The sequence below is a fragment of the Mesorhizobium sp. CA8 genome (assembly GCF_020164955.1).
Classification (GTDB): Bacteria; Pseudomonadota; Alphaproteobacteria; order Rhizobiales; family Rhizobiaceae; genus Mesorhizobium.
Genome location: NZ_JAIUHG010000004.1, coordinates 220,627 through 244,923 on the forward strand (window position 1 = coordinate 220,627; position 24,297 = coordinate 244,923).

The following is a 24,297-nucleotide window of genomic DNA, read 5'->3' on the forward strand; positions in this document are numbered from 1 at the left end:
GGGGCTCCAGGGAAAGCCGACGTCTCACTCCGCTGGAACACCCCTCATCGTCTCGGCGCTATCGCGCCGATCCACCTTCTCCCACAACAAGGGGAGAAGGAGAAACCCTGCCCTCTGGCAACACTCACTTTCTTCAGTTAGCCTCCAAGAAATCCTTGGCGGAGGGTGAACCTTTTTGGACCGATCAGCGACAGAGCTTCGAGGAGCCAGGCGGCTCGACCGGCCATGAATGCGACGACGGAAACCGATCGCGCGCTCGTCGACCGGGTCGCGAAGGGCGACCGGGCTGCCGTTCGGCTCCTGTTCATGCGTCACCACGCGCGGATCTACCGCTTCGTGGCGCGCCAGACGGGATCGGAAATGATGGCCGACGATATCGCGAACGAGGTTTTTCTCGAACTGTGGAAACAGGCGCCCGGCTTCGAGGGCCGCTCCGAAGTCTCGACATGGCTGCTCGGCATCGCCCGCTTCAAGGCGCTCTCCATGCTGCGCAAGAGGAAGGAAGACTGGATCGACGACGACGATGCGGCCCAGGTTCCCGACGGCGCCGACACGCCCGAAGTCGTCACCATGAAGGAAGACAAAGCCGCAGCCTTGCGCCGCTTCGTCGATGCCTTGGCCGAGGAACACCGCACGGTGATCGACCTTGCCTATTACCACGGTCAGTCGGTGAGCGAGATCGGCGAGGTGCTCGGCATTCCGGTCGCCACCGTCAAGACCAGGATGTTCTACGCCCGCAAGAAACTCGGCGAAGCCCTCAAGGCCGCCGGTTACGACAGGGGTTGGCCATGAGCGCCGCTGAAAAGATGTCGCGCCGCGACGCGATGGAGACGCTGCTGCCGTTCTATCTGAACGGCTCGCTGGAAGGCGCCGAGCTGGAGGTCGTCGAGGAATGGCTGGCCACCGATCCAGCGGCGCTTGCCGCCCTTGGCGAGGCCGAGGCCGAGTTCTCCGGCACCGCCGCCGCCAATGAAGCGATCCGCCCGCCCGCCGATGCGCTCAGCCGTTTTACCAGGGCGCTCGACGCCGAGGCCGGGCCGGTGCGCGCGCCCGGCCAATCCTGGCTGGCAAAAGTCTTCGGCCGGGTGACGGCAATGCCTGCCGGCGTCGCCTGGGCGGCTGCCGCGGCGCTGCTTGCGCTGGTCATCGTGCAGTCCTTCGAACAGCCGGGCGGCAAGGGCAACGACTTCGAAGTCGCCGGCGCCCAGGACGATCTGGCGAAGCTGCCTTTCGCGCTGGTGAAGTTCAAGCCGGATGCGAAGATGGCCGATATCGCCGCCTTCCTCGGCCAGAACGGGTTGAAGATCGCCGGCGGCCCGACCGCCGACGGCGTGTTCCACCTGACGATCCCCGCCAGCACGGCGGCCGATTACGACAAGCTTGTCGGCCTTATTGCCGCCCAGCCTTTCGCGGAGGCTGTGGTGCAGGGAAGGAAACCGGCCGATGGCGGCTAACCCGCTTACAGGAAACGTGCGCCGCGGTCGGGCTCGGCGACTTCGCCGTAGCCTTCCGCCCGGAATTGCGTCGAGGCCGAGAGTCATTCTTCATGCTGTGATCCTCGCGGCGGCCTTTGTCGCCGCGCCCGCATTCGCACAGACCAACGACCCCAATCTGACGCAAAAACAGCTCGATTGCCTAAAGGCGACCGGCGGCGGCTGCGATAAGGATGGCGGCACCAAGAACGGCGCCGGGACGCCGGGCCCGGCCACGGGCGGCGCGGTGTTCCTGCCGGCGCTGATCGTCGATCTCTTTCCGAACTCGCCGGCGCCCACGGCCCCGCAAACGCCGGCACCGTCCAATGGAACATCGTCGTCGGACGGTTCGAACAACACGCCGCCACCCGCTCCGGCGCCAAGCGGGCCGGTCACAGTGCCGCAAGGTCTCAACCTGGCGGAGCCGCCGCGCGCGATCGCCGGCGAGTTCGTGCCCGACGAGGTGCTGGTGACGGTCGACGGCGGCGCCGGCGTCGTGCAGCAGATCGCCAATTCCTTCGGCCTGCAGGTGCGCTCGCAGCGCCAGTCGCGGCTGCTCGGCACCACTTTGGTGCGCTTCGGCATCACCGACGGGCGGCCTGTCGGCGTGGTGCTGGCGCAGCTTGCCGCCGACGGCCGCACGCGGCGCCGCGAGCCCAACCATATCTACACGCTGCAGCAGGCGGCCGGCATCGTGAACTATGCCTTCGACCGCATCGCGCTCGATTCGAAAGAGGCGAGCGGCGAGAATGTGCGCATCGCCGTCATCGACACCGGCATCGACGACACCAATCCCGCGCTGGCCGGCGTGATTGCCGGCCAATATGACGGCATGCCCAATGTGCCGATCGAGAAGCGCGACCACGGCACCTCTGTCGACGGGCTTATCGCCGGCGTCGGTCCGCTGGAAGGCATGGCGCCAGGCGCCAGGATCTATCACGCGCGCGCCTTCGAAGGCGGCAAGTCGACCATGGACGTCATCCTCTCGGCGCTCGACTGGGCGGCCGAGCAGAATGTGCGCATCATCAATATGAGCTTTGTCGGGCCGAAGAACGACCTCCTCGGCGCCGCCTGCCGCAATGCCCGGGCACTCGGCATGGTGCTGGTGGCTGCCGCCGGCAACAATGGACCGAAGGCGCCCTATGGCTATCCGGCCGCCTTTGACGGCGTGATCGCCGTGACCGCCACCGACGCCAAGGACGGGCTGATGCCGCAGGCCAATCGCGGCGCCTATGTCTTCATCTCGGCGCCGGGCGTCGAGATGGTGGCGCCGAGCGGCGCGGGGTCGGATGTGGTGACCGGCACCTCCTTCGCCGCCGCAATCGTGTCCGGCGCCATCGCCAATCTGATCCACGCCGCGCCCGACCGCACGGCCGACGATATCGAGAAAGCGCTGGCGGCCACGGCCAAGGATCTCGGGCCTAAGGGGCGCGACAATGACTTCGGCTATGGTTTGCTGGACATCAAGGCGGCCGGAGCAGCGAAGGAGTGAGTCCAGGCAGTCGGCTATGCTGATTGCCGAGATGCGAACAAACGGTTGCCCATTTAAAGAGCCGGGCCTAGCCGGACAGGGCTTCCATCATAGAAACGCGACAGCCGGAAACGGCTGAGATCGTGCCCGGTTTCATTTCCCTGGATCATGTCGGAGACGACGCGGCCGATACCAGGTCCGATGCCGAATCCGTGGCCGCTCATTCCCGTCGCGACGAAAAGACCGCCAATTGCTGGCACCTGATCGACAACGGGAACGACGTCGGGCATGGCGTCGATCATACCGGCCCAGCCGGCCTTCAGCCGAACCGTCTCGAACCGGGGGAAAAGCTGTTTGAAATTGCGCTCGATCGAGCGAAGCTTTGCCGGCTCGGGGGCCGGGTTGAGCACGCGCATTCTCTCGAAAGGACTTTCTGAATCCGGCGCCCAATCGCGCGGCGTCGACCAGCCATCGGGGTAGCCCGATGGAGCGAAGGGGAAATAGCGCGTTCCGAACGGATTTTCCATGAGGGCGGGAAGATATTGGGTGGCGTGCCGGAACGCGTCAGGCCCAAGGTAAAGCAAGTGGCTGCCGCCCGCGGCGAGCGTGTATCCGCCATCCTGTCTGCGCCGGAAAGCGATATGGTCGTCGGCCGCCGCACCTGAATAGACCTCAGGCATGGGTTCTGTCGCAGCTGTGGTCACCCTGACGCTGAGCTGGGGGATGGCCACGCCGTGTCTTCGCAAGAAGAGGGATGACCAGGCGCCGCCCGCGACCAGCACGCTGGAGGCCCCGATATATCCCGCTTCGGTCCACACGCCCTTGATCCTTCCGGCCGAGATTTCGAGAGTGCGCGCCGCGCAATTCTCGACGATCCTGGCGCCTTTTCGCACGGCAAGCCTGGCCAGCGCCCGCACCGCCAACCAGGGCTCGGCGCGCATGTCGGAGGGCGTCGTCATCGCGCCCTTGAACCTGCGCGACATGCCGCTGATGAGTTTTGCGGTTTCGTCGGCGTCCAAAAGGCGGGTGTCGAGCTTATGGATCGCGGCGATCTTCATGAATTCTTCGAACTTGGCCATGTCCTTGTCGGAGTTCGCCAGGTAGGTCACGCCTGTCTGGTTCAGCCCGATGTCTTCGCCGCATTCATCGGCCAGTTGCCGCCACAGACGGGACGCCTCAATGACGATCGGCAGCTCATCCGCGTCTCGTCCCTGCTTTCTGATCCAGCCCCAGTTTCGCGAGGACTGTTCGGCGGCAACGCGGCCTTTTTCCAACAGCGTCACCGGAATGTTGCGGGAGGCAAGGAAGAGGGCCGTCGTTACGCCTATGACACCGCCACCGACGATCACCACCTCCGAAGTCTTCGGCGGAGGACCAGGATGTTGGATTGGATCCGCTTCGGTGAACGGGAATGTAGGCAATGGCGCACTCTGAGGAGCTGATTGACGGTCTGGCTTACTGGTTGTTGCCGTCAAACATCAGGAGCAGCCGAAGGCGGACCGTTGTCCCAAGACAGTAGCCCGGAAGGCGGCAGCGGTGAAGTTGTTGGATCAGGCGCTATACCGGCGCCCCCGCCACCGACCCGCGCACAACCAGATCCACCGGCCATACCTCGCCGCGCGCGCCATCTTCCAGCCCCGATATGCGGGCCGCCAGCCGCTCGGCGATGCGGGCGCCTGCGAGGCGGATCGACGAGCGTGTCGTCGACAGCGGCACCGGGAAATTCTCCGGCCGCAGCCAGGGGAAGACGTCGTCATGGGCAATCAGCGAGAGGTCGCCCGGAATGGTGAGGCCGAGATCGCGCACGGCGCGCACGACGCCCAGCGCCATGATCAGACTGGAGCAGACGATCGCCGTCGGCGGCTCAGCGTCCTCGAGCAGGCGGCGGGCGGCGCGGTAGCCGTTTTCCTCGGTCATGGCCACCGAGCGGATGTGGCGCTCGCCGAGCGTCAGCCCGCTCGCGGCAAGCGCCCGGCGCATGCCGCGCTCGCGGTGGATGGCGAAGGTCTCGCGCTCGTTGCCGTTGATCAGCGCCAGGCGCTGGTGGCCAAGCTGGACCAGCAGGCGCGCCGCTTCGTGGAAGGCGCCCTCATTGTCGATGTCGAGATAGGGATAGTCGAAGTCGAAACCCTCGCTGCGGCCATGGACGACGAACGGAATGCCCAGCGTGTTGACCAGCGCCAGTCGCTTGTCGGCCGGACGCGGCGAGGAGATGTAAACGGCGTCGACCTGGCGGTTGGCGACGATGCGCCGGTAGGTCGTTTCCTCGTCGTCGGCATCGGCGGGCGAAAGCACGAGGTCGAGCTCGTGCGAACGGGCATAGTCCCCGAGGCCGGACAGGAATTCGACGAAGTGCGGATCGATGTCGACGGCGGCACCCGTCGGCAGCACATAGCCGATCATTCCCGACTTGCCGGTGGCGAGCCGGCGCGCGCTGGGGTTCGGCCGGTAGCCATGGCGCTTGGCGGCATCCATCACCCGGCGCCGGGTTTCCTCATTGACCTCGGGATAGCCGTTCAGCGCCCGGCTGACCGTGGTTTGCGAGAGCGACAGCATATGCGAGAGTTGCTTGAGGTTCATCGGAGGCCTCCAGCCTCAAAGCGCTTTCAAATATGGACCGATCCGATGATTGTTGGCAAAGCCGCCAAGCACAACCGGACTTTAGAGGTCTACCTGCGTTGTTTGAAGTAAAATTGCTGCTGCAGCGCCAAAAAAGCATGCTGCAGTGCACCTTTCGCAGCCGATTTCGTGCGATTTAAATCGATTAACGAACTCTTCCCCTTGACTCTCCCGCGATTCAATGGCGAGATCAAAATGGCCAAAGCGCTTTGGAAGGCTCTTCGAAAGGTTGCGGTTGCCCTTTCGTTGAGTCACAGTTCCGCGGGCGTCGGCGGACGAAATGGAGGTTTCGTCCTGTTTGTGACCACTGGGAGGACTTGCGATGAAGAAAATGCTTCTCTTGGGTGCGGCGTTCGCGGCACTCACCCTCAGCCTGCCGGCGCAAGCCGAACTGAAGTTCAAGCCGGGCGAGGATCCGAAATTTCATTGGGCGAACTATGACGACCTCAAGAAGGTAGACCTCAAAGGCGAGACGCTGACGATCTTCGGACCGTGGCGCGGCGAGGACGAGGCGCTTGTCCGTTCCGTTCTCGACTATTTCCAGGAAGCGACCGGCGCGGACGTGAAATATTCCTCGTCCGAGAACTATGAGCAGCAGATCGTCATCGACACCCAGGCCGGCAGCCCGCCCAACATCGCCGTCCTGCCGCAGCCCGGCCTCATCCAGGATCTTGCTTCCAAGGGCGTGCTCACCCCGCTGGGCGACGATGTCGGCGCCTGGATCAAGGAAAACTATGCCGCCGGCGACTCCTGGGCCAAGCTCGGCACCTATAATGGCAAGGACGGCAAGCCCGGCTTCTACGCCTTTCCCTACAAGATCGACGTGAAGGGGCTGGTCTGGTACTCGCCCGACAATTTCGACGAGGCCGGCTATAAGGTGCCGAAGACCCAGGAAGAGCTCGCCGACCTCGAAAAGAAGATCATCGCCGATGGCGGCAAGCCCTGGTGCATCGGGCTGGGTTCGGGCGGCGCCACCGGCTGGCCGGCGACCGACTGGGTCGAGGACATTATGCTCCGGACACAGCCGCCGGAGGTCTACGACAAGTGGGTGAAGAACGAGATCCCGTTCACCGATCCGGCCGTGGTCAACGCCATCGACATCTTCGGCAAGATCGCCACCGACGACAAGATGGTGGACGGCGGCGCCAAGGCGGTCGCGGCGACCGACTTCCGCGACAGTCCGAAAGGCCTCTTCACCGTGCCGCCCAAGTGCTACATGCACCATCAGGCATCATTCATCCCGTCCTTCTTCCCGGACAACGTGAAGCTCGGCCAGGACGCCGATTTCTTCCCCTACCCGCCTTACGCCTCCAAGCCGGAGCTGGGCACGCCGCTGGAAGTGGCCGGAACACTGGTGATGATTACCAAGGATTCCAAGGCCTCGCGCGAGTTCATCAAGTTCCTCGAGATGCCGCTCGCGCATGAACTGTGGATGGCGCAGAAGAGCTTCGTCACCCCGTTCAAGGCGGCCAACAAGGAGGCCTATGGCAGCGAGGCGCTGAAGAAGCAGGGCGAGATCCTGGTCGGCGCCACGACGGTCCGCTTCGACGGCTCCGACCTGATGCCCGGCAAGATCGGCGCGGGTTCGTTCTGGACCGGCATGGTCGACCTGGTCGGCGGCAAGTCCGCGCAGGACGTCGCCGCCGACATCCAGAAAAGCTGGGACGGCATCAAGTAAGCGTCCCGAAATCCTCCTCATCCTCCACCTGGATCCGGGCCACGGCCCGGATCCGACCGGCGGCCACGCCGGAAGCCTTCGCGTTTCGATTGTTCCGAATAACCGAAAATCGGTGCATCCGATCGCCAGCCCCGGCTGGGCGGTCATGCGCAGGGAGAGGGACCCATGGCGGCTCAGATTTTCTCGGCCATATTCGTCATCATCATCGGTGTCGGCGGCTGTGTCGCCTATTTCTGGGGCGCCAACAGACTGCTCGACCTCATCTTCCCCTCACGCGGGGTATCCGGCGCCGCCGCCATCAACAATCTGCGCCGGCAGGGATATGTACGGCCGTGGCTGTTCGTCGGCCCGGCGCTGATCATCCTTGCCATCTACCTGATCTACCCGGTGGTCGCGACGCTGTGGCTCTCCTTCTTCGACCGCGGCGGCACCAGTTTCGTCGGGCTGGCCAACTATGAATGGGCGGTTGGCGATCACGATCTGCGCAACTCGATCTTCAACAACCTATTGTGGCTGGCCGTGGTGCCGGCCGCCTGCACCTTCCTCGGCCTGATCATCGCCGTGCTCACCGACAAGATCTGGTGGGGCACCATCGCCAAGAGCCTGATCTTCCTGCCGCTGGCGATCTCCTTTGTCGGCGCCAGTGTGATCTGGAAATTCATCTACGAGTATCGCGGCGAGGGGCAGGTGCAGATCGGCCTGCTCAACGCCATCATCCAGTATTTCGGCGGCCAGCCGCAGGTGTGGATATCGCTGCCGTTCTGGAACAATTTCTTCCTGATGGTGATCCTGATCTGGATCCAGACCGGCTTTGCTATGGTGATCCTGTCGTCAGCGCTGCGCGGCATCCCGGAAGAGACGCTGGAGGCGGCTGTCATCGACGGCGCCAATCCCTTCCAGATCTTCTGGAAGATCATGGTGCCGCAGATCTGGGGCACGATCGCGGTGGTGTGGACCACCATCACCATCCTGGTGCTGAAAGTGTTCGACATCGTGCTGACCATGACCAATGGCCAGTGGAACACCCAGGTGCTCGCCAATCTGATGTTCGACTGGATGTTTCGGGGCGGCGGCGATTTCGGCCGCGGCGCGACCATCGCCATCATCATCATGATCGCGGTCATCCCGATCATGGTCTGGAACATCCGCCAGGCCAACAAAGAGACGGGAGGGCACTGAGATGGCGACCAAGACCGGAAAGTCCTTTATCGGCCGCTTCGGCGTCCATATCGCCGTGCTCGTCTTCGTGGCGATCTGGACAATCCCCACCCTCGGCATCCTCGTCTCGTCGCTGCGCGACAAGGACCAGATCGTTGCGTCCGGCTGGTGGAACTCCTTCGCCAGTTCCAGCCAGAGCGAGGCGGGGCGGTTGCCGGGCGCGTCGGCGAAAACCCAGAAGGACGGCAAATACGTCATCGAGGGCAACATCTTCGGCGATGGCCCCAAGCGCGAGATCAGCGCCTTCGGCGTAAAATCTTCCGCGCCGACGCAGTACAAGGCGGGATCGGTCGCCGACCTCAATGACGGCGTCACGTTGCAAATGAATGCCGATGGCAGCTTCGTGCTGTCGTCACCGAAGCCCTTCGAAGGCGACCGCGGCCAGCGCGTCTATTACGCCTCCTCGGCGCCGCCGAAATTCACTACCGAGAATTATCAGACGGTGCTGTTCTCGGAAGGCATCGGCCGCTCGTTCATGAACTCGCTGACGGTGACCATTCCGGCGACCGTGATCCCGATCCTGATTGCCGCCTTCGCGGCCTATGCGCTGGCCTGGATGCGCTTCCCCGGCCGGGCGCTGCTGATCGCGGTCATCATCGGCCTGCTGGTGGTGCCGCTGCAGATGTCGCTGATCCCGCTGCTCAGGCTCTATAACGGCGTCGGCGCCTTCTTCGGCGTGCCCTCCAAGACCTATCTCGGCATCTGGCTGGCGCATACCGGCTTCGGCCTGCCCTTCGCCATCTACCTGCTCAGGAGCTATATCGCGGGCCTGCCGCGCGAGATCATGGAATCGGCACGCATCGACGGCGCCAGCGACTTCGAGATCTTCGTCAAAATCGTGCTGCCGCTGTCCTTCCCGGTGCTTGCCTCCTTCGCCATCTTCCAGTTCCTGTGGGTATGGAACGATCTGCTGGTGGCGATGGTTTTCCTCGGCACGGGGCCCGATCAGATCGTGCTGACGGCCAAGCTCAACGCGCTGCTCGGCTCGCGCGGCGGCAAGTGGGAGATCCTGACCACATCGGCGTTCATCACCATTATCGTGCCGCTGTTCGTGTTCTTCTCGCTGCAGCGCTATTTCGTCCGCGGGCTGCTTGCCGGCTCGGTGAAAGGAGGTTGAAGAGATGCAATCGGCTTTGAAGGCGACGTCGCAACCAGACCCCGCCATCGACCGCGACTGGTGGCGCGGCGCGGTGATCTACCAAATCTATCCGCGTTCCTATCAGGACTCGAACGGCGACGGCATCGGCGACCTGAAGGGCATTGTTCAGCGCCTGCCCTATGTCGCCTCGCTTGGGGTCGACGCCATCTGGATCTCGCCCTTCTTCAAATCGCCGATGAAGGATTTCGGCTACGACGTGTCTGATTATTGCGACGTCGACCCGATGTTCGGCACGCTGGCCGATTTCGACGCGCTGGTGACGGAAGCCCATCGCCTGGGCCTCAAGGTGATGATCGACGAGGTGCTGTCGCACACCGCCGACATCCACCCCTGGTTCAAGGAAAGCCGTTCCAGCCGCAACAATCCGAAGGCCGACTGGTATGTGTGGGCCGACGCCAAGCCCGACGGCACGCCGCCCAACAATTGGCTGTCGATCTTCGGCGGCTCGGCCTGGCAGTGGGACACCAGCCGCCAGCAATATTACATGCACAATTTCCTGGCCGAGCAGCCCGACCTCAACTTCCACAATAAGGAGGTCCAGGACGCGCTGCTCGACATCACCCGCTTCTGGCTGGAGCGCGGCGTCGACGGCTTCCGGCTGGACACGATCAATTTCTACTTCCATAGCCAAGGGCTGGAGGATAATCCACCGCTGCCGCCGGAAGAGCGCAACGACCAGACGGCGCCCGCGGTCAATCCCTACAATTACCAGGATCATCTATACGACAAGAGCCGGCCCGAGAATCTCGGCTTCCTCGAGCGTTTCCGCGCGCTTCTCGACGAATATCCGGCGCAGGCCGCCGTCGGCGAGGTGGGCGACTCGCAACGTGGTCTGGAGGTGGTGGCCGCCTACACCGCCGACAGCAAGCGCGTGCACATGTGCTATTCCTTCGATTTCCTGGCGCCGGAGAAGATCAGCGCCGCCAAAGTGCGCGCGGTGCTGGAGGCCTTCGGCCGGGTCGCCAGCGACGGCTGGTCGTGCTGGGCCTTCTCCAACCATGACGTGATGCGGGTCGCCTCGCGCTGGGCCGCCAACGAGGCGGATCCGACCGCCTATCTGAAGGTGATCTCGGCGCTTTTGATGTCGCTGCGCGGCTCGGTATGCATCTATCAAGGCGAAGAGCTCGGCCTTGGTGAAGCAGAGCTGAAGTTCGAAGACCTGCAGGACCCCTACGGCATCCGGTTCTGGCCGGAATTCAAGGGTCGCGACGGCTGCCGCACGCCGATGGTGTGGGATGCGGCCGCCAAGAATGGCGCTTTCTCGACCGCCAAGCCCTGGTTGCCGGTGCCGGGCAAGCACCTGTCGCAGGCCGTCAACGTGCAACAGGGCGATGCAAGCTCGCTGCTTGAGCACTATCGCCGCTTCCTCGCCTTCCGGCGCCAGCATCCGGCGCTGGCCAAGGGCGACATCGACTTTATCGAAAGCGATGGCGACACCGTCGCCTTCACCCGCCGCGAAGGCAATGAGCGGATCGTCTGCGCGTTCAATCTCGGCAGCAAGCCCGCCGATGTCGATCTCGGCCAAGGTGCGCTGCAACCCTTGCCGGGGCATGGCTTTTCGGGACAGACTGGCAGCGGGCCGGTCCGCCTCGGCGGCTACGGCGCCTGGTTCGGACGCATCGACTGAACTTGCAAACAGAGATCAACGGGAGAGGAAAAACATGGCCGATGTCACGCTCAACCAGGTGAAGAAATCATACGGCAACCTCAACATTCTCCACGGCATCGACCTCGACATCAAATCGGGCGAGTTCATCGTCTTTGTCGGGCCGTCGGGTTGCGGCAAGTCGACCTTGCTGAGGTCGATCGCCGGTCTTGAGGAGATCACTTCGGGCGAGCTGAAGATCGACGGCGAGGTGGTGAACGACGTGCCGCCGTCGAAGCGGGGAATTGCCATGGTGTTCCAGTCCTATGCGCTCTATCCGCATATGACGGTTTACGACAACATGGCCTTCTCGATGAAGATCGGCAAGGAAAGCAAGGCTGAGATCGACAAGCGGGTGCGCCAGGCGGCGGAGATCCTGCAGCTGACCAAATATCTCGACCGCCTGCCCAAGGCGATGTCGGGCGGCCAGCGCCAGCGCGTGGCAATCGGCCGCGCCATCGTGCGCAACCCAAAGGTGTTCTTGTTCGACGAGCCGCTGTCGAACCTCGACGCGGCACTTCGCGTCGCCACCCGCATCGAGATCGCCAAGCTCAAGGAATCGATGCCGAACACGACGATGATCTACGTCACGCACGACCAGGTCGAGGCGATGACGCTGGCGGACCGCATCGTGGTGCTGAAGGAAGGCGTCGTCGAGCAGGTCGGCACGCCGATGGAACTCTACAAGCGTCCAGGCAATCTGTTCGTCGCCCAGTTCATCGGCTCGCCGGCGATGAACATATTGCCGGCAAAGATCGAGAAGACCGGCAATCCGACCGTGGTCAGCCATGTCGGTGGCCGCAAGGCGACGGTGCCGATCGCGACGCCCGCCTCGGCGAATGGCGCCGCGGTCAGCTTCGGCGTGCGGCCGGAGGATCTCGCGATCGCCACAGGTGCGGACTATCTGTTCGAAGGCAAGGTCGACTATATCGAGCAGCTCGGCGAGGTTCAGCTCGTCTATGTCGATATCGGCCGCACCGACCTGCCGCTGGTGACCAAACTGCCGGGCAATGTCGAGGTCAAGCGCGGCGAGACGCTGCGGCTCAACGCCAGCGCCGGCGATCTGCATATCTTCGACGCCGACGGCCATTCCTTCACGCTGCATCGCGAAGAAGCGAAAGCGGCCTGACGCCATCGGCAGACTGGCTTTCGCGGCAAATAAAAGAAGCGGCGGGCCAAGCCCGCCGCTCTTTCCTTCAAATCACAGTCGGCTGTCAGTGGTTGCCGAAGTGGTCGCGGTCGCTGCCCTGAGGGGCCGACTTCTGTACGTCACGCGACGAGTTCAGCAGCTTGTAGACAGGCGAGTCCGTGCTGATCGACGACGTGCGGGTCGTGTCGACTGCCGGGGCAGGCTGGTTGACGCCACTGTTGCCGTAATTGTCGCTGCCCGCAAAAGCGGCACCGGAAACGGCCAGCAGGGCGGCCGTGGCAAGAACGATCTTCTTCATTTCAGTGCTCCTGAATCTTGTGATCCGACCGATGCGGCGGGCAAGCCCGCCGCCGGTTCAAGGTCGGTTGTTAGTTGTTGCCGAAAAAGTTGTGGTCAGCGCCCGTGGTGACAGGCTTCTGGTCGGCCGGTTCGGATTTGTGGACCGAAGCGGTGTACGACGAATCAACCGTGGCCGGCGGATTTGCTGCCTGCGAACCATAATTGTCGCTGCCAGCGAAAGCGCTGCCGGAAATAGCCAGAAAGGCTGCGGCAGTGAGAACAATCTTTTTCATTTTTGCTACTCCAGTATCTTTATATTCCGTCCGTCTAGCGGCGTGTCTTGGGAATGAAATCGCGTCGTTCGGACAGCGCTGATTTGGGTGAGCCGAGGGCCGGATTCCAATCACGAAGTTTTTCCGTCTGGACCATGAATCCGCCTCTTGAAGTTTTCATAAGCATGCCTATGACTTAATTTTTGTAGCTTTGAATCAACGGCTTAGCTCGATCTGGCAATTGGCTCACCAATTGTGTCGGGGCAGCGGCGTTCACACCATCCTGCACGCACCGTCAACAGAAACGAACCGTTCGGTTCGATTTTAGAACCTCCTAATAGTTACTTTTCGATACCGTTAACCATCCGACCCTGTTCCAAGGGGCGAGTCAGACATAGTGTGGCGCGGCAATCCATGGCGGCGAAGGCAACCGGACGGCCGGCATCTTTTGTGCGCTCGCAAACCTTGGGTGAACCGCAAGGCGAAATCTGCGAGATGATGCTCGATCTGATCCTGCGCATCGTCGTTCCACCGGTTCGGCGGCGCATCGAGATGGAGATCAATGCAGGCGACCGGCATGTGGCCCGGCTGCGTTCAATGACGATCAGCCGCTCCGGCGGGGAGCGGATGCTGCGCTTTCGCGGCAAGGTGGAGCTCGACCGGGCGGGACGGACCCTGGTGCCGGAGGCGCGGCCGTCACGACAATTTCGCGTCTGGGACAACGAACAGGCGGTCGCCACCTATGGCGCGCTGCCTTTCCAACTCGTTTCGACAAAATTCTCTCCGACAGGCTGAACCCGTGATGAGCCTTGGCGAAACGCCGGCGTTGAGTACGGCGTCGAGGGCTCGGCGAGGGCGGCCCAGCGCTGCTCAGGAGTCTGGAGTGATCAGCTTCAAGGAGGGGAAATAGGTCCGGTATCGGCCGACATCGCGTGTCAGAAGTGGGAGGCGGCCGACCGCAGCATGGGCCCCGATGAAGAAGTCCGGCAACACGCCAGTCTTTTGTCCTCCTGAGCTGCGATACTGTGTGAATACCTTTCCGGCAAGAAAAAGAGCCGCTCTTGGCATGGCAGCCATCTCAAGACCGCCCGCATCAAGAAACGCCTCAAGATCTTCGATGCGGGCGTAGCGAACGGCGAGCTCGGCGTAGACCGCATCGTTGATCAACAATGGTCCACTGAGGCTCGCCGCCTCAAGCTGAGCAACCGACCAATCGGCCCAGTTTGGATCGTCCGTAACGACGTCGAGCAGAACGTTGGTGTCCACGAGCGTCACGCTTCGCCACGCGTAAGCGCCATGATAGCCTCGGTCGTGAGCCCCTCGCCGGCATGGCCGCGCAATTTGGCAAAGCGGCTCGCCGGCTGCTTTCTGTCGACGCGAGCCAGCACGACGCTTCCATCGGCGGCGCGCCTGAAATCAACCCTACTTCCCGGAACGATCCCCAGCAGGTCGCGGACCGGTTTGGGTATGGTCACTTGCCCTTTTGCTGTAACGGTGGTGGCCATCTTCGCCCCTCTCGGTAATACCAGATACAAGTAAGGTATTACCTTGTGGATCGAATTTCAACGGCTCGCACCGGCAATTCAAATCCCGTAGCGCTCGGTGCGGATAATCCCCGCCGGAACGCCGGCGCCGATCAGGGCATCGGCGGCGGCCGAGACGAACGCATTCGAGCCGCAGACATAGGCGAGCTTTGGGGCTTTCGGCAGGCGCTCGACGGCCTGCACCATCATGCGGGCGTCGACGCGCCGGGAATAGTCGGACGGCCGCCTCGCCGGTTCGCGGGTCAGCGTCAGCACCAGATCGAAACCGTCGCGGCGATCGTCGAGACCGATCAGCTCGTCGCGGAAAATCACCTCGTCCCAGACCCGCGCCGAGAACACCAGCACAACGGGTACCGCCGCGTTGCGCAGCATACGATGGCGCACCATTGCCATCAGCGGCACGACGCCCGAGCCGCCGCCGACCAGAAGGATCGGCCCGCCGTCGCTCTCCTCCCAGATGAAATGGCCACCCAGCGGTCCGCGCAGCTCGATCTCGTCGCCCGACGGCAGCGACATCGTGGAAGAAGGGCGAGACCTCGCCGTCGTCGAGCCGCTCGATCGCGAGCTCGACGCCGCCACCTGGTTCGGGCGCCGAAGCTATGGAATAGGATCGGCGCGCCTGATAGCCGTCCGGCGCCGTCAGCCTGACGTCGACATGCTGTCCGGCCAGATGGGCGAAAGGCCGCGACGGCTGGAACCAGAAGCTGGTGACGCGTGGCGTGCGCTTTTCGATGCGGGTGATCGTGGCTGCCTGCCAGGGCGATTGCGGCAACGGCTCGGCACTCATCGATTGCTGCTCACGAATTCGCCCTCACGGGTCACTGGAATAGCGCTGCTCGCGCCAGGGGTCGCCATACATGTGATAGCCGCGCAGTTCCCAAAAGCCCGGTTCGTAGCGGTCGGTGAACTGCAGCCCGTTCACCCATTTGGCCGATTTCCAGAAATAGAGATGCGGCACCAGAAGCCGCGCCGGCCCGCCATGGTCCGGCGTGATCGGCTTGCCCTCATAGAGCAGCGCCACCATCGCCTTGCCGGTGACGAGGTCCTTGGTCGGCACATTGGTGGAATAGCCGTCGAAGGACAGCGCCAGCGTAGGCCGTCGGCGGCTCGATGCCGGCATCGGCGAGGATGTCGTCGATCATCACGCCTTGCCAGGGCGTGTTGAACTTGGTCCAGGCCGTGACGCAATGAATGTCGCGCGTCATCTTGCTTTGCGGCAGGGCGTTGAACTCGGCCCAGTTCCATTTCTTGAGCGGTCGCGGCCCCTGCTTCAAGGTGAAGGACCAATCCTCGGTGCGCACGCGCGGCGTCGGCCCGGCCGAGAGAACCGGGAAACCCTGTTCCAGGTACTGACCCGGCGGGATGCGCGCGTCGGCGTCGGAAGGAGGACGCCGTCCGGAAAAAAAGCCGCGCGTGACCATCGAGACGCCTCTTGCACCGGTGGAAGGATGCGGGGAGTGTTCTCGAATATACCTCTACGGGCAACAAGAATCTTGGCGACCCGCCTTGCACCGGCAGGTCGCCACGACGTGGTCAGCCGGCCGCGAAAGGCACTGCGACGAATATCTGCTGGTCGCCGCGATCGACAAGCAGCAGCACCGATTTCTTGCCCGACTTGGCTGCCTCGGCGATAGCCTGGTTCGCCTGTCTGGCGTTCTTTACGGGCGTCTGGTCGACGCCGACGATCACGTCCCCCGGCTGGAGGCCCGCTGCCGAAGCCGCCTTGTCCGGATTGACACGCTCAATCACGGCGCCGTGCTGGTTGTCGGCAAGGTTGAGCTCCTGCCGGATCTCGGGAGTGATGTCGGTCAGGCCGAGGCCGAGCGACGGAACGCCCTGGCCCGCCGACGGCTTGCCGCCTTCGCCATTCGACGCGGTCTGCACCTCGTCGGTGTTGCGGCCGACTTCCGCGGAGACCTGAACTACCTTGCCCTTACGCCAGACATTGACCGTTTCCTTATTACCGGGCGGGACATCTGCGACGGCGCGCGACAGGTCCTTGGGATCCTTGATCTCCTGGCCGCCAAAGCCGGTGATCACATCCCCGACTTCAATGCCCGCCTTGGCCGCAGGCGAGCCCGGCGTGACCGACGAGACCAAGGCTCCGGCAGGGTGGTCGAGGCCGATCGCGCCGGCAACATCCGGCGTGACCGGCTGGATCTGCACACCGAGATAGCCGTATTCGATGTCGCCGCCCTTCATCAGCTTGGCGACAACTTTTTGGGCCTGGTCCGACGGGATGGCGAAGCCGACGCCGACGCTGCCGCCATTGGGCGAGTAGATGGCGGTGTTGATGCCGATCACATTGCCGTGGATGTCGACCAGCGGACCGCCCGAATTGCCGTGATTGATCGGTGCGTCGATCTGGATGAAATCGTCGAACGGCCCGCTATGGAGATCGCGGCCGCGCGCCGAGACGATGCCGGCGGTCACCGTGGTGCCGATGCCGAACGGGTTGCCGATCGCCAGCACCTGGTCGCCGGTCATCAGCTTGCTGGAATCGCCCCACTTGACGGTCGGCAGCGGCTTGTCTGCCTTGATTTTGAGCACAGCCAGGTCATGCTTGGCGTCGTGGCCGACAAGCTTTGCCGGAAGCTCGGTGCCGTCGTCGAGCGTCACCTTGATCGAGGTGGCGCCGTCGATGACGTGGTTGTTGGTGACGATTGTGCCATCCGCGCTGATGATGAAGCCGGAGCCGAGCGCCTCGCTACGTGGTGCCCGCTGAGGCGGCGTCTTGGGCATCGGCATGCCCTGGTCGCCAAAGAATTGCCGGAAATATTCGTCGAAAGGCGAGTTGCCATCGAAAGGCGAACCCTCGCTCATGGCATCCGCCCGGCCCCTCATCATTGTCGTGATGGTTACGACCGCCGGCTTTGTGGTGGCAACGATGGGAGCGAAGGAGCCGTTAGGCGCGGTGACGCCGGCGGCGGGAGTCTGGGTGGTGGCGACGGCGTTGCTCAATCCGGCGCTGTTCGTGCTCTCGGCAAAGGAACCAATAACGGGAGAAATGATCAGCGCAGCGCCCAACAGGGCCGCGACGCGATGTCTGCGAAGAATGTTCATGGGTGACATGGTCGTTTCTGTCCGGGCGAGAGGTTGATCCGGCGCCCCGGATGGCTCTCGAAGCACGCATCCGTTGGCGTGTCGGCGACCGGGATTGCCTGCCTCGCCTTGCACGGCAGCCGGCCGGATCGACAACCAAGATTTAGGGTGCGGAATGGCCTGAATCAGGACCTTTGGATGACCTTACGAAGATTTAATTCAGAGAGCGCTTACGAACCGCTCTCTCCGGCGCAGATAAGCGGAGGCGATCTCACGCATCCGCTGGCCGGTAAAACTCGGGCCATGGCCGCCATGGCCGATGCGTACCGGCAGGTCGAGCAGGCGCTGCATGGTGCGGCGATAGGCGGCGCGGTCCGAATCCGGCAGGTCGTCGATCAGCACGCCGTCATAGATGGCGTCGCCGGCAAAGAACAGGCCATCGGCCTCGTCGAACAGCGCGATGGAATCCGGCGAATGTCCCGGAAGATGCAGCACGCGGAATTTCCTGTCGCCGAGATCGATGACATCGCCCTCATCGAGCGTGCGGGTCAGCGGCGCGGAAGGAATGCGGTAGTCGGCCGCCTTCCAGTCCGGCGCCGGCAGCTTCGAGACCGCACCGTCGAGATTGTGGAACATGTGGGCGTAGGTAACGGCATCGTTCATGCCGTCGAACTGCGCCGCGCTCATCTTCGGGCCCATACGCAGCGGGAATTCGTGCAGCGAGCCGACATGGTCGAGATGGATGTGGGTGGCGACAACGATCAGCGGCTTGCCGGGCGGCGTGTCGATCTCAGGCGCCAGCGGGCGGATACCCATGCCGGTATCGACCAGCAGATCGGCGTCACGGCCCTTCAAATGCCACATATTGGCGCGCACGAAATCATGCACGAAAGGCTCGGTCAGCATCGTCGTGCCGGCATCGACTTTCGCCTTGCCGAACCAGTCGCCAACCGCAAGCTCGGGGATCGAGCCGCCGCCCATCAGACGAACGGCTTCCCGACCTTGTATTTTTCCGGCACCAGCCGCTTCAGATAGGCCATGCCGGCGTCCGAAAGCTGGTTGGTGTCCGGCTTCATGAAATCGTCGGGCATATGGCGGGTCTTGCCGGCCACCGCCTTCAGCGGCACCTTCTTCAACACCGTCTTCGACCCGTCATATTGCAGCGCGACCGAGCCGCCGCCTTCGCCTGCGACAGCAACCGCGAAAGCGCCGGCGTCGAAGGCTTCCTTGGCGTCCACGGCGCTGATCGCGCCGACATAACCGCGCGGCATGTAGCCCAGCGCGTCGACCCGCGCGCGTTTGCCGGGCAGGCCTTCGGCCAAGGCCCGTTCGAGCGCCGCCGGCAGGTCGCTGCCCGACAATTTGACATTGCCGTGCTGGTCGCGCTCCAGCTTGTCCGGCGGCACCAGGCTTTCGACCAGCGCCTTGCCGTCGGCGGTGCTGACGCCCTCCGAGACAGCGACGATGCAGCGCTTATGGCGGTCCAGCTTTTCGCGCACTTCCTCGATGAAGCGCTTCGCCGAGAAGGCGCGCTCCGGCACATAGACCAGATGCGGGCCGCTGTCGGGATCGAGTTGCCAGGCGGCCGCGGCAGCGGTCAGGAAGCCGGCATGCCGGCCCATGACGATGCCGACATAGATGCCGGGCAGGGCGCGGAAATCGAGGTCGACCGAGAGGAAGGCGCCGGCGACGAATTCGGCCGCCGAGATGAAGCCCGGCGTGTGGTCGTTCTCCTCGAGGTCGTTGTCGATGGTCTTCGGCGCATGGACGAAGGCGATCGAGCCGCCGGCGGCATCGGTCAGGATCTGCTGCGTGCCTGAGGTGTCGTTGCCGCCGATATAGATGAAGGCGTCGGCGCCGGCTTTCTTCAGGCCGTTTAGGATAACCTCGCAATAGGCGGCGTCCGGCTTGTCGCGGGTCGAGCCGAGGGCGGCGCTCGGCGTGCCGGCGATCAGCCGCAGCCGGTCCTCGGGGATGGCGGAGAGATCGACATAATTGCCGTCGCGGATGCCGCGCACGCCATGGAGCGAGCCCAGCACCTTGGCGCCGGGATGGCGCTTGCGGACTTCCAGCGTGGCGCCGACGACCGTCTGGTTGATGACGGCGGTCGGGCCGCCGCCCTGCGCGATGACGAAGGTTCCAGCCATGCTCGATTTCTCCCGAAGCGAAGGTTTTCAGGTACCTTGGCCTGTCTTGCGGCATCGCGCAACGGAAGAAACGGGATCTCGAAAAAGCAGCCGGACAGGTCGCCTGGAAAGATCAGACCACGACGACCGGGTTCTTCTTGGAAACGCGGCTGTAGAGGTCGATGATATCCTGGTTGATCAGGCGCACGCAGCCCGACGACATCGCCTGGCCGATGCTCCACCATTCGGGCGAGCCGTGGATGCGGTAGCCGGTGTCCTTGCCGTTCTGGTAGATATAGAGCGCCCGCGCCCCGAGTGGATTGGTGAGGCCGCCGGGCTGGCCGCCCTGCCATTTCACCAGTTCCGGCTTGCGCTGGACCATCTCCGGCGGCGGCGTCCAGACCGGCCATTCGCGGCCATACTGGATGTTGGCGCGGCCCGACCAGCGGAAGCCGTCCTTGCCGATGCCGACGCCGTAGCGGATGGCGTCGCCCCCCGGCTGGACGAGATAGAGCATGCGCTCCTCAAGGTGGACGACGATGGTGCCGGGCGCCTCGCCGGTCTTGTCCACGACGATCTGCCGGCGGAACTGCGGCTTGACCTTCTGCCACGGCACGGCCGGCACCTGGAAGCCGCCATCGGTGAGCGAGGCGTACATGACATCGGGGCCGGTGACATTCCTGTCGACACTGATCGCCGGGCGCATGGGCGGAACGGAACCGGTGACGGTGTTGTCGAGCTGCATCTGCGGCAGGTCGAGCGTGTCGGTGGTGCTGCAGCCGGCCAGGCCGAGCAGCGCCATGGCGCCCGCGCCGGAAAGCACGGCGCGGCGGGAAAGCTGAATTTCGGTATCGATTGCGGCGCCGCTGGGAGGCGGCGTCAGACTTTGCGGCAACTCGCGCATGCACCAAACCCTACGCTGCCGACGGGAAGCACGGTCCGGCCGGATGGCAGGCATTTTCGTCAGTCATGGTTGAAAAAGGGTGAAAGACCGGAAGCCGGCTTAACCCTAACGCGTCGTTGCGGCGGTCGATGGGCCCGAGGCCTTGGCTCCGAAGATTTTTCCAGCGGCCCCTTTACATTCCCGAGGACCCCAGGATTTATCCTTTTCTTTGCGCTCAAGGAGCAGGGAAATGTCCTTCGAAAACTGGGCCGCCTTCGCCGCCGCCTCTTCCATCCTTCTTGTCATTCCAGGCCCGACGATCCTCCTGGTCGTCTCTTACGCGCTGGGCCAGGGCTGGCGCACCGCGCTGCCGATGGCGGTCGGCGTGGCGCTGGGTGACTTCACCGCCATGACGCTGTCGATGCTGGGCATCGGCGCGCTGCTCGCGGCTTCGGCCACGGTGTTCACGGTGCTCAAGGTGATCGGCGCCGGCTATCTCGTCTATCTCGGCATTAAACTGTTCCGCGCCGGCGGCGCGCTGAAGGCGGAACCGCGCACCGACGCGGTTTCGGCGGCAAGGATGATGGCGCATGCCTGGCTGGTGACGGCGCTGAACCCGAAGAGCATCACCTTCTTCGTCGCCTTCCTGCCGCAGTTCCTCGACCGGCATGCCGATTTCTGGACGCAGATGCTGATCTTCGAGACGACCTTCCTGACCCTGGCCTTCCTCAACGCCTTCGGCTACGCGCTGGTCGCGTCCAGGGCCCGGGCGATCGTGCGCAACCCGAAGGCGATCCGCATCTTCAACCGCACCGGCGGCACGCTGCTGGTCGGCGCCGGCATCGCCACGGTGGCGATGCGGTCGGCCAACTGACGCTATGAAGGACGCATTCGGTCTTACCTATTCCGGCACGACCGAAGCCGGGTTTTCGTCCTACGTCCGCGCCGTGCATGAATTGCAATGCTTCATCGGCGACCCGGTCGGCTCCATCGACCGCGCCATTGCCGATGACCCCACGTTTGTCATGGCGCATGTGTTCAAGGGTATCTGTTCGGCCTCGCCACCGAGCGGGATGCGATCGCGGTCGCCCGATCGAGCCATCAGGCGGCGTTGCCCCTTGCCGCCACCGCGCGCGAAGCGGCGCATGTCGCGGCGCTTGGCAACCTCGCCGAAGGGCGATGGCATGAAGCCACCCGTATCCTGGAGGACATCGCGATCGACAATCCGCGCGATGCGCTGGCGCTGCAGGTGGGGCATCAGATCGATTTCTTCACCGGCAATGCGCGCATGCTGCGCGACCGCATCGGCCGGGCGCTCCCGGCCTGGCAGAAAGATATGCCGGGCTACCACGCCATTCTCGGCATGCAGGCCTTCGGGCTGGAGGAAATGGGCGACTATGCCCGTGCCGAATCCCTGGGCCGAGAAGCCATCGAGATCGAGCCGCGCGACGGCTGGGCGCAGCATGCGGTCGCGCATGTCATGGAAATGCAGAGCCGGCAACGAGACGGCATCGCCTGGATGCGGGCCAATCCCGACACGTGGTCGACGGACAGTTTCCTCAAGATCCACAATTGGTGGCATCTGGCGCTGTTCCAATACGATCTCGGCGAGACGAACGAGGTGCTCAAGCTCTATGACGGCCCGATCTATGGCGACCGCTCGACATTGGCGCTCAACATGGTCGATGCCTCGGCCATCCTGTGGCGCCTCGTTCTCGGCGGCGTCGATGTCGGCGACCGTTGGGCGACGCTCGCCGCCAACTGGATGCCGAAAGCCGCCGCCGGCAATTATGCCTTCAACGACGCGCATGCGATGATGGCCTTTGTCGGCGCAGGGCTGGAAGCGCCGGCGAAAACGCTGATCGAGACGCAGCGCGAAGCGATGCTCGGCAGCGACGACAATGCCGCTTTCACGCGCGATGTCGGCCATCCGCTGACGCTTGCGATCAAGGCCTTTGGCGAAGGCAGCTACGGCGAGGCCGTGCGGCTGATCCAGCCGATCCGCTCGATCGCGCACCGTTTCGGCGGCAGCCATGCGCAGCGCGACGTGATCGACCTGACGCTGATCGAGGCCGCGTTGCGCGCAGGCGATACGGCGCTGGCGCGGGCGCTGACGGCCGAACGGCGGCTCGCCCGGCCGAACAGCCCGCTGTCGGCGCTGTTCTTGCGTCGCGCATTCGATTTGTCCGAGAATTGACCCCAAGGGGATCTTGTCTTAAAAACTGCCGAGCCATATTTTTTCGAGATCCGAAAAAATTAATGGCAATGGGAGGAAATCATGTATCTCGGCCTCGACCTGGGCACTTCGGGCGTCAAGGCGCTGCTGATCGACGACGGCCAGAAGGTCATCGGCTCCGGCCATGGCTCGCTCGACGTCTCGCGGCCGCATCCCGGCTGGTCGGAGCAGGATCCGGCGCATTGGATCGAAGCCTGCGAGACGGCGATTGCCGAGCTCAAGGCTTCGCACCCGAAGGAGCTTGCCGCGGTCAAAGGCATCGGCCTTTCCGGCCAGATGCATGGCGCCACCCTGCTCGATGCCTCGGACAAGGTGCTGCGCCCCTGCATCCTGTGGAACGACACGCGCAGCCATGTCGAGGCGGCGGCGCTCGATGCCGATCCGCGCTTCCGCAAGCTCACCGGCAACATCGTCTTTCCCGGTTTCACCGCGCCGAAGCTTGCCTGGGTGAAAGAACACGAAGCCGGGACCTTCGCCGCCGTCGCCAAGGTGCTGCTGCCCAAGGATTACCTGCGGCTCTGGCTGACCGGCGAGCACATCTCCGAAATGTCGGATTCGGCCGGCACCTCGTGGCTCGATGTCGGCAAGCGTCGCTGGGCGCCCGAATTGCTGGCGGCGACATCGCTCGATGAGAAGCATATGCCGTCGCTGGTCGAAGGCACGGCCAAGGCCGGCGCCTTGCGCGGCGAGCTAGCGTCGAAATGGGGCATCGCGGCGGGAATTCCAATTGCCGGCGGCGCCGGCGACAATGCGGCCTCGGCCTGCGGCATGGGTACGGTCGGCGCCGGCCATGCCTTCGTCTCGCTCGGCACGTCGGGCGTGCTGTTTGCAGCGAACGCCTCCTATTTGCCCAATCCCGAAAGCGCGGTGCACACATTCTGCCATGCACTGCCAAACACTTGGCATCAGATGGGCGTCATCCTGTCGGCCACCGATTCGCTCAACTGGCTGTCGGAGATCACCGGCAAAGGCGCCGGCGACCTGACCGGCGAACTCGGCGATACGCTGAAGGCGCCGACGGGCGTGACCTTCCTGCCCTATCTCTCGGGCGAGCGCACGCCGCACAATGATTCCGCCATCCGCGGCTCCTTCACAGGCCTCGCGCATCAATCGAGCCGGGCCGTGCTGACGCAGGCCGTGCTCGAGGGCGTCGCCTTCGCCTTCCGCGACAGCCTCGAAGCGCTGAAGACAGCCGGCACGACGCTGAGCCGGGTGACCGCGATTGGCGGCGGCTCGCGCTCGCGTTATTGGCTGAAGGCGATCGCCACCGCGCTGCAGCTGCCGGTCGACATCCCGGCCGATGGCGATTTCGGCGCCGCCTTTGGCGCGGCGCGGTTGGGGTTGATCGCCGCGACCGGCGCCGATCCGCTTGCCGTCTGCACCGCGCCGGCGACGGATGCGACGATCGAGCCGGATGTCGGGCTTGATGGTGCTTATGCTGATGCCTATCAGCGCTATCGTGCGCTCTATCCGGCGATAAGGGCTGTTACTGCGTGAGTATGC

Annotated in this window: 21 protein-coding genes and 3 pseudogenes; 12 read left to right on the forward strand and 12 right to left on the reverse strand. The window is 63.9% G+C overall.

The window, feature by feature from the left end:
* The first annotated feature begins 225 nt into the window (after window positions 1-225).
* The 3 genes from LB553_RS06870 (at window position 226) to LB553_RS06880 (ending at window position 2,964) form a co-directional block, all read left to right on the forward strand.
* On the forward strand, window positions 226-792 hold the full coding sequence (locus tag LB553_RS06870) for a sigma-70 family RNA polymerase sigma factor (RefSeq protein WP_224511778.1): 567 nt from the start codon (window positions 226-228) through the stop codon (window positions 790-792).
* Window positions 789-1,454, forward strand: coding sequence for an anti-sigma factor (locus tag LB553_RS06875; protein WP_224511780.1), 666 nt, complete (start codon window positions 789-791; stop codon window positions 1,452-1,454). Before LB553_RS06870 ends, LB553_RS06875 begins: the two co-directional genes overlap by 4 nt.
* 97 nt (window positions 1,455-1,551) lie before the next feature.
* On the forward strand, window positions 1,552-2,964 hold the full coding sequence (locus LB553_RS06880; RefSeq protein ID WP_224511783.1) for a S8 family serine peptidase: 1,413 nt from the start codon (window positions 1,552-1,554) through the stop codon (window positions 2,962-2,964).
* 53 nt (window positions 2,965-3,017) lie between these two features.
* Here LB553_RS06880 and LB553_RS06885 read toward each other — a convergent pair whose 3' ends face one another.
* Window positions 3,018-4,364: an NAD(P)/FAD-dependent oxidoreductase gene (locus LB553_RS06885; RefSeq protein WP_224511874.1), complete on the reverse strand. Its 1,347-nt coding sequence runs from the start codon at window positions 4,362-4,364 to the stop codon at window positions 3,018-3,020.
* A 136-nt stretch (window positions 4,365-4,500) separates the two neighbouring features.
* Window positions 4,501-5,523, reverse strand: coding sequence for a substrate-binding domain-containing protein (locus LB553_RS06890; protein ID WP_224511785.1), 1,023 nt, complete (start codon window positions 5,521-5,523; stop codon window positions 4,501-4,503).
* 361 nt (window positions 5,524-5,884) lie between these two features.
* Between LB553_RS06890 and LB553_RS06895 the strand changes: the two genes are divergently transcribed.
* The 5 genes from LB553_RS06895 (at window position 5,885) to LB553_RS06915 (ending at window position 12,391) form a co-directional block, all read left to right on the forward strand.
* Window positions 5,885-7,240: an ABC transporter substrate-binding protein gene (locus tag LB553_RS06895; RefSeq protein WP_224511787.1), complete on the forward strand. Its 1,356-nt coding sequence runs from the start codon at window positions 5,885-5,887 to the stop codon at window positions 7,238-7,240.
* Window positions 7,241-7,405: 165 nt separating this feature from the next.
* Complete coding sequence (locus LB553_RS06900) at window positions 7,406-8,419, forward strand: carbohydrate ABC transporter permease (RefSeq protein ID WP_224511789.1); 1,014 nt, start codon at window positions 7,406-7,408, stop codon at window positions 8,417-8,419.
* Between the two features lies 1 nt (window position 8,420).
* Window positions 8,421-9,575 (forward strand): carbohydrate ABC transporter permease, encoded by a 1,155-nt coding sequence (locus LB553_RS06905; protein ID WP_224511791.1) that lies wholly within the window; start codon window positions 8,421-8,423, stop codon window positions 9,573-9,575.
* Window positions 9,576-9,579: 4 nt separating this feature from the next.
* Window positions 9,580-11,244 carry an alpha-glucosidase gene (locus tag LB553_RS06910; RefSeq protein WP_224511793.1) on the forward strand — a complete coding sequence of 555 codons (1,665 nt, stop codon included), beginning with the start codon at window positions 9,580-9,582 and terminating at the stop codon, window positions 11,242-11,244.
* 34 nt (window positions 11,245-11,278) lie between these two features.
* Window positions 11,279-12,391 carry an ABC transporter ATP-binding protein gene (locus LB553_RS06915; RefSeq protein WP_224511794.1) on the forward strand — a complete coding sequence of 371 codons (1,113 nt, stop codon included), beginning with the start codon at window positions 11,279-11,281 and terminating at the stop codon, window positions 12,389-12,391.
* An 85-nt stretch (window positions 12,392-12,476) separates the two neighbouring features.
* Here LB553_RS06915 and LB553_RS06920 read toward each other — a convergent pair whose 3' ends face one another.
* Both LB553_RS06920 and LB553_RS06925 read right to left on the reverse strand, forming a co-directional pair.
* Window positions 12,477-12,710, reverse strand: a complete 234-nt coding sequence (locus LB553_RS06920) for a DUF680 domain-containing protein (RefSeq protein ID WP_224511795.1) — start codon at window positions 12,708-12,710, stop codon at window positions 12,477-12,479.
* A 70-nt stretch (window positions 12,711-12,780) separates the two neighbouring features.
* Window positions 12,781-12,984, reverse strand: coding sequence for a DUF680 domain-containing protein (locus LB553_RS06925; RefSeq protein WP_224511796.1), 204 nt, complete (start codon window positions 12,982-12,984; stop codon window positions 12,781-12,783).
* Between the two features lie 474 nt (window positions 12,985-13,458).
* Between LB553_RS06925 and LB553_RS06930 the strand changes: the two genes are divergently transcribed.
* Window positions 13,459-13,758 (forward strand): hypothetical protein, encoded by a 300-nt coding sequence (locus LB553_RS06930; protein WP_224511797.1) that lies wholly within the window; start codon window positions 13,459-13,461, stop codon window positions 13,756-13,758.
* Between the two features lie 75 nt (window positions 13,759-13,833).
* On the opposite strand, the gene LB553_RS06935 is transcribed toward LB553_RS06930, so the two are convergent.
* From LB553_RS06935 to LB553_RS06970, 8 genes and pseudogenes are all read right to left on the reverse strand, one after another.
* A complete protein-coding gene (locus tag LB553_RS06935; RefSeq protein WP_224511798.1) occupies window positions 13,834-14,238 on the reverse strand; it encodes a type II toxin-antitoxin system VapC family toxin in 405 nt (134 codons plus the stop codon).
* Entirely contained in the window at window positions 14,235-14,468 is a 234-nt protein-coding gene (locus LB553_RS06940) for an AbrB/MazE/SpoVT family DNA-binding domain-containing protein (RefSeq protein ID WP_224511799.1), read from the reverse strand. Before LB553_RS06940 ends, LB553_RS06935 begins: the two co-directional genes overlap by 4 nt.
* 78 nt (window positions 14,469-14,546) lie before the next feature.
* Window positions 14,547-15,294, reverse strand: a pseudogene (locus tag LB553_RS06945) (ferredoxin reductase).
* 24 nt (window positions 15,295-15,318) lie between these two features.
* Window positions 15,319-15,928, reverse strand: a pseudogene (locus tag LB553_RS06950) (molybdopterin-dependent oxidoreductase).
* Between the two features lie 112 nt (window positions 15,929-16,040).
* A complete protein-coding gene (locus LB553_RS06955) occupies window positions 16,041-17,579 on the reverse strand; it encodes a DegQ family serine endoprotease (RefSeq protein ID WP_224511800.1) in 1,539 nt (512 codons plus the stop codon).
* Between the two features lie 189 nt (window positions 17,580-17,768).
* Window positions 17,769-18,530: an MBL fold metallo-hydrolase gene (locus LB553_RS06960; protein WP_224511801.1), complete on the reverse strand. Its 762-nt coding sequence runs from the start codon at window positions 18,528-18,530 to the stop codon at window positions 17,769-17,771.
* On the reverse strand, window positions 18,530-19,696 hold the full coding sequence (locus LB553_RS06965; RefSeq protein WP_224511803.1) for a diphosphate--fructose-6-phosphate 1-phosphotransferase: 1,167 nt from the start codon (window positions 19,694-19,696) through the stop codon (window positions 18,530-18,532). Before LB553_RS06965 ends, LB553_RS06960 begins: the two co-directional genes overlap by 1 nt.
* 112 nt (window positions 19,697-19,808) lie before the next feature.
* Window positions 19,809-20,477: a L,D-transpeptidase gene (locus tag LB553_RS06970; RefSeq protein WP_224511876.1), complete on the reverse strand. Its 669-nt coding sequence runs from the start codon at window positions 20,475-20,477 to the stop codon at window positions 19,809-19,811.
* A gap of 331 nt (window positions 20,478-20,808) precedes the next feature.
* Between LB553_RS06970 and LB553_RS06975 the strand changes: the two genes are divergently transcribed.
* The 3 genes and pseudogenes from LB553_RS06975 to xylB all read left to right on the forward strand — a co-directional run bounded on the left by LB553_RS06975 (window position 20,809) and on the right by xylB (window position 24,291).
* On the forward strand, window positions 20,809-21,432 hold the full coding sequence (locus LB553_RS06975; RefSeq protein ID WP_224511805.1) for a LysE family translocator: 624 nt from the start codon (window positions 20,809-20,811) through the stop codon (window positions 21,430-21,432).
* A gap of 4 nt (window positions 21,433-21,436) precedes the next feature.
* Window positions 21,437-22,755, forward strand: a pseudogene (locus LB553_RS06980) (tetratricopeptide repeat protein).
* 81 nt (window positions 22,756-22,836) lie between these two features.
* Entirely contained in the window at window positions 22,837-24,291 is a 1,455-nt protein-coding gene (xylB, locus tag LB553_RS06985; RefSeq protein WP_224511807.1) for a xylulokinase, read from the forward strand.
* Window positions 24,292-24,297 lie beyond the last annotated feature (6 nt).

Coding starts and splice junctions, on each gene's coding strand:
- LB553_RS06930 (WP_224511797.1), top strand. CDS start 13,459: ATGATGCTCGATCTGATCCTGCGCATCGTCGTTCCACCGGTTCGGCGG.
- LB553_RS06905 (WP_224511791.1), top strand. CDS start 8,421: ATGGCGACCAAGACCGGAAAGTCCTTTATCGGCCGCTTCGGCGTCCAT.
- LB553_RS06960 (WP_224511801.1), bottom strand. CDS start 18,530: ATGGGCGGCGGCTCGATCCCCGAGCTTGCGGTTGGCGACTGGTTCGGC.
- LB553_RS06890 (WP_224511785.1), bottom strand. CDS start 5,523: ATGAACCTCAAGCAACTCTCGCATATGCTGTCGCTCTCGCAAACCACG.
- LB553_RS06895 (WP_224511787.1), top strand. CDS start 5,885: ATGAAGAAAATGCTTCTCTTGGGTGCGGCGTTCGCGGCACTCACCCTC.
- LB553_RS06920 (WP_224511795.1), bottom strand. CDS start 12,710: ATGAAGAAGATCGTTCTTGCCACGGCCGCCCTGCTGGCCGTTTCCGGT.
- LB553_RS06900 (WP_224511789.1), top strand. CDS start 7,406: ATGGCGGCTCAGATTTTCTCGGCCATATTCGTCATCATCATCGGTGTC.
- LB553_RS06940 (WP_224511799.1), bottom strand. CDS start 14,468: ATGGCCACCACCGTTACAGCAAAAGGGCAAGTGACCATACCCAAACCG.
- LB553_RS06870 (WP_224511778.1), top strand. CDS start 226: ATGAATGCGACGACGGAAACCGATCGCGCGCTCGTCGACCGGGTCGCG.
- LB553_RS06915 (WP_224511794.1), top strand. CDS start 11,279: ATGGCCGATGTCACGCTCAACCAGGTGAAGAAATCATACGGCAACCTC.
- LB553_RS06910 (WP_224511793.1), top strand. CDS start 9,580: ATGCAATCGGCTTTGAAGGCGACGTCGCAACCAGACCCCGCCATCGAC.
- LB553_RS06925 (WP_224511796.1), bottom strand. CDS start 12,984: ATGAAAAAGATTGTTCTCACTGCCGCAGCCTTTCTGGCTATTTCCGGC.
- LB553_RS06875 (WP_224511780.1), top strand. CDS start 789: ATGAGCGCCGCTGAAAAGATGTCGCGCCGCGACGCGATGGAGACGCTG.
- LB553_RS06970 (WP_224511876.1), bottom strand. CDS start 20,477: ATGGCGCTGCTCGGCCTGGCCGGCTGCAGCACCACCGACACGCTCGAC.
- xylB (WP_224511807.1), top strand. CDS start 22,837: ATGTATCTCGGCCTCGACCTGGGCACTTCGGGCGTCAAGGCGCTGCTG.
- LB553_RS06955 (WP_224511800.1), bottom strand. CDS start 17,579: ATGTCACCCATGAACATTCTTCGCAGACATCGCGTCGCGGCCCTGTTG.
- LB553_RS06975 (WP_224511805.1), top strand. CDS start 20,809: ATGTCCTTCGAAAACTGGGCCGCCTTCGCCGCCGCCTCTTCCATCCTT.
- LB553_RS06965 (WP_224511803.1), bottom strand. CDS start 19,696: ATGGCTGGAACCTTCGTCATCGCGCAGGGCGGCGGCCCGACCGCCGTC.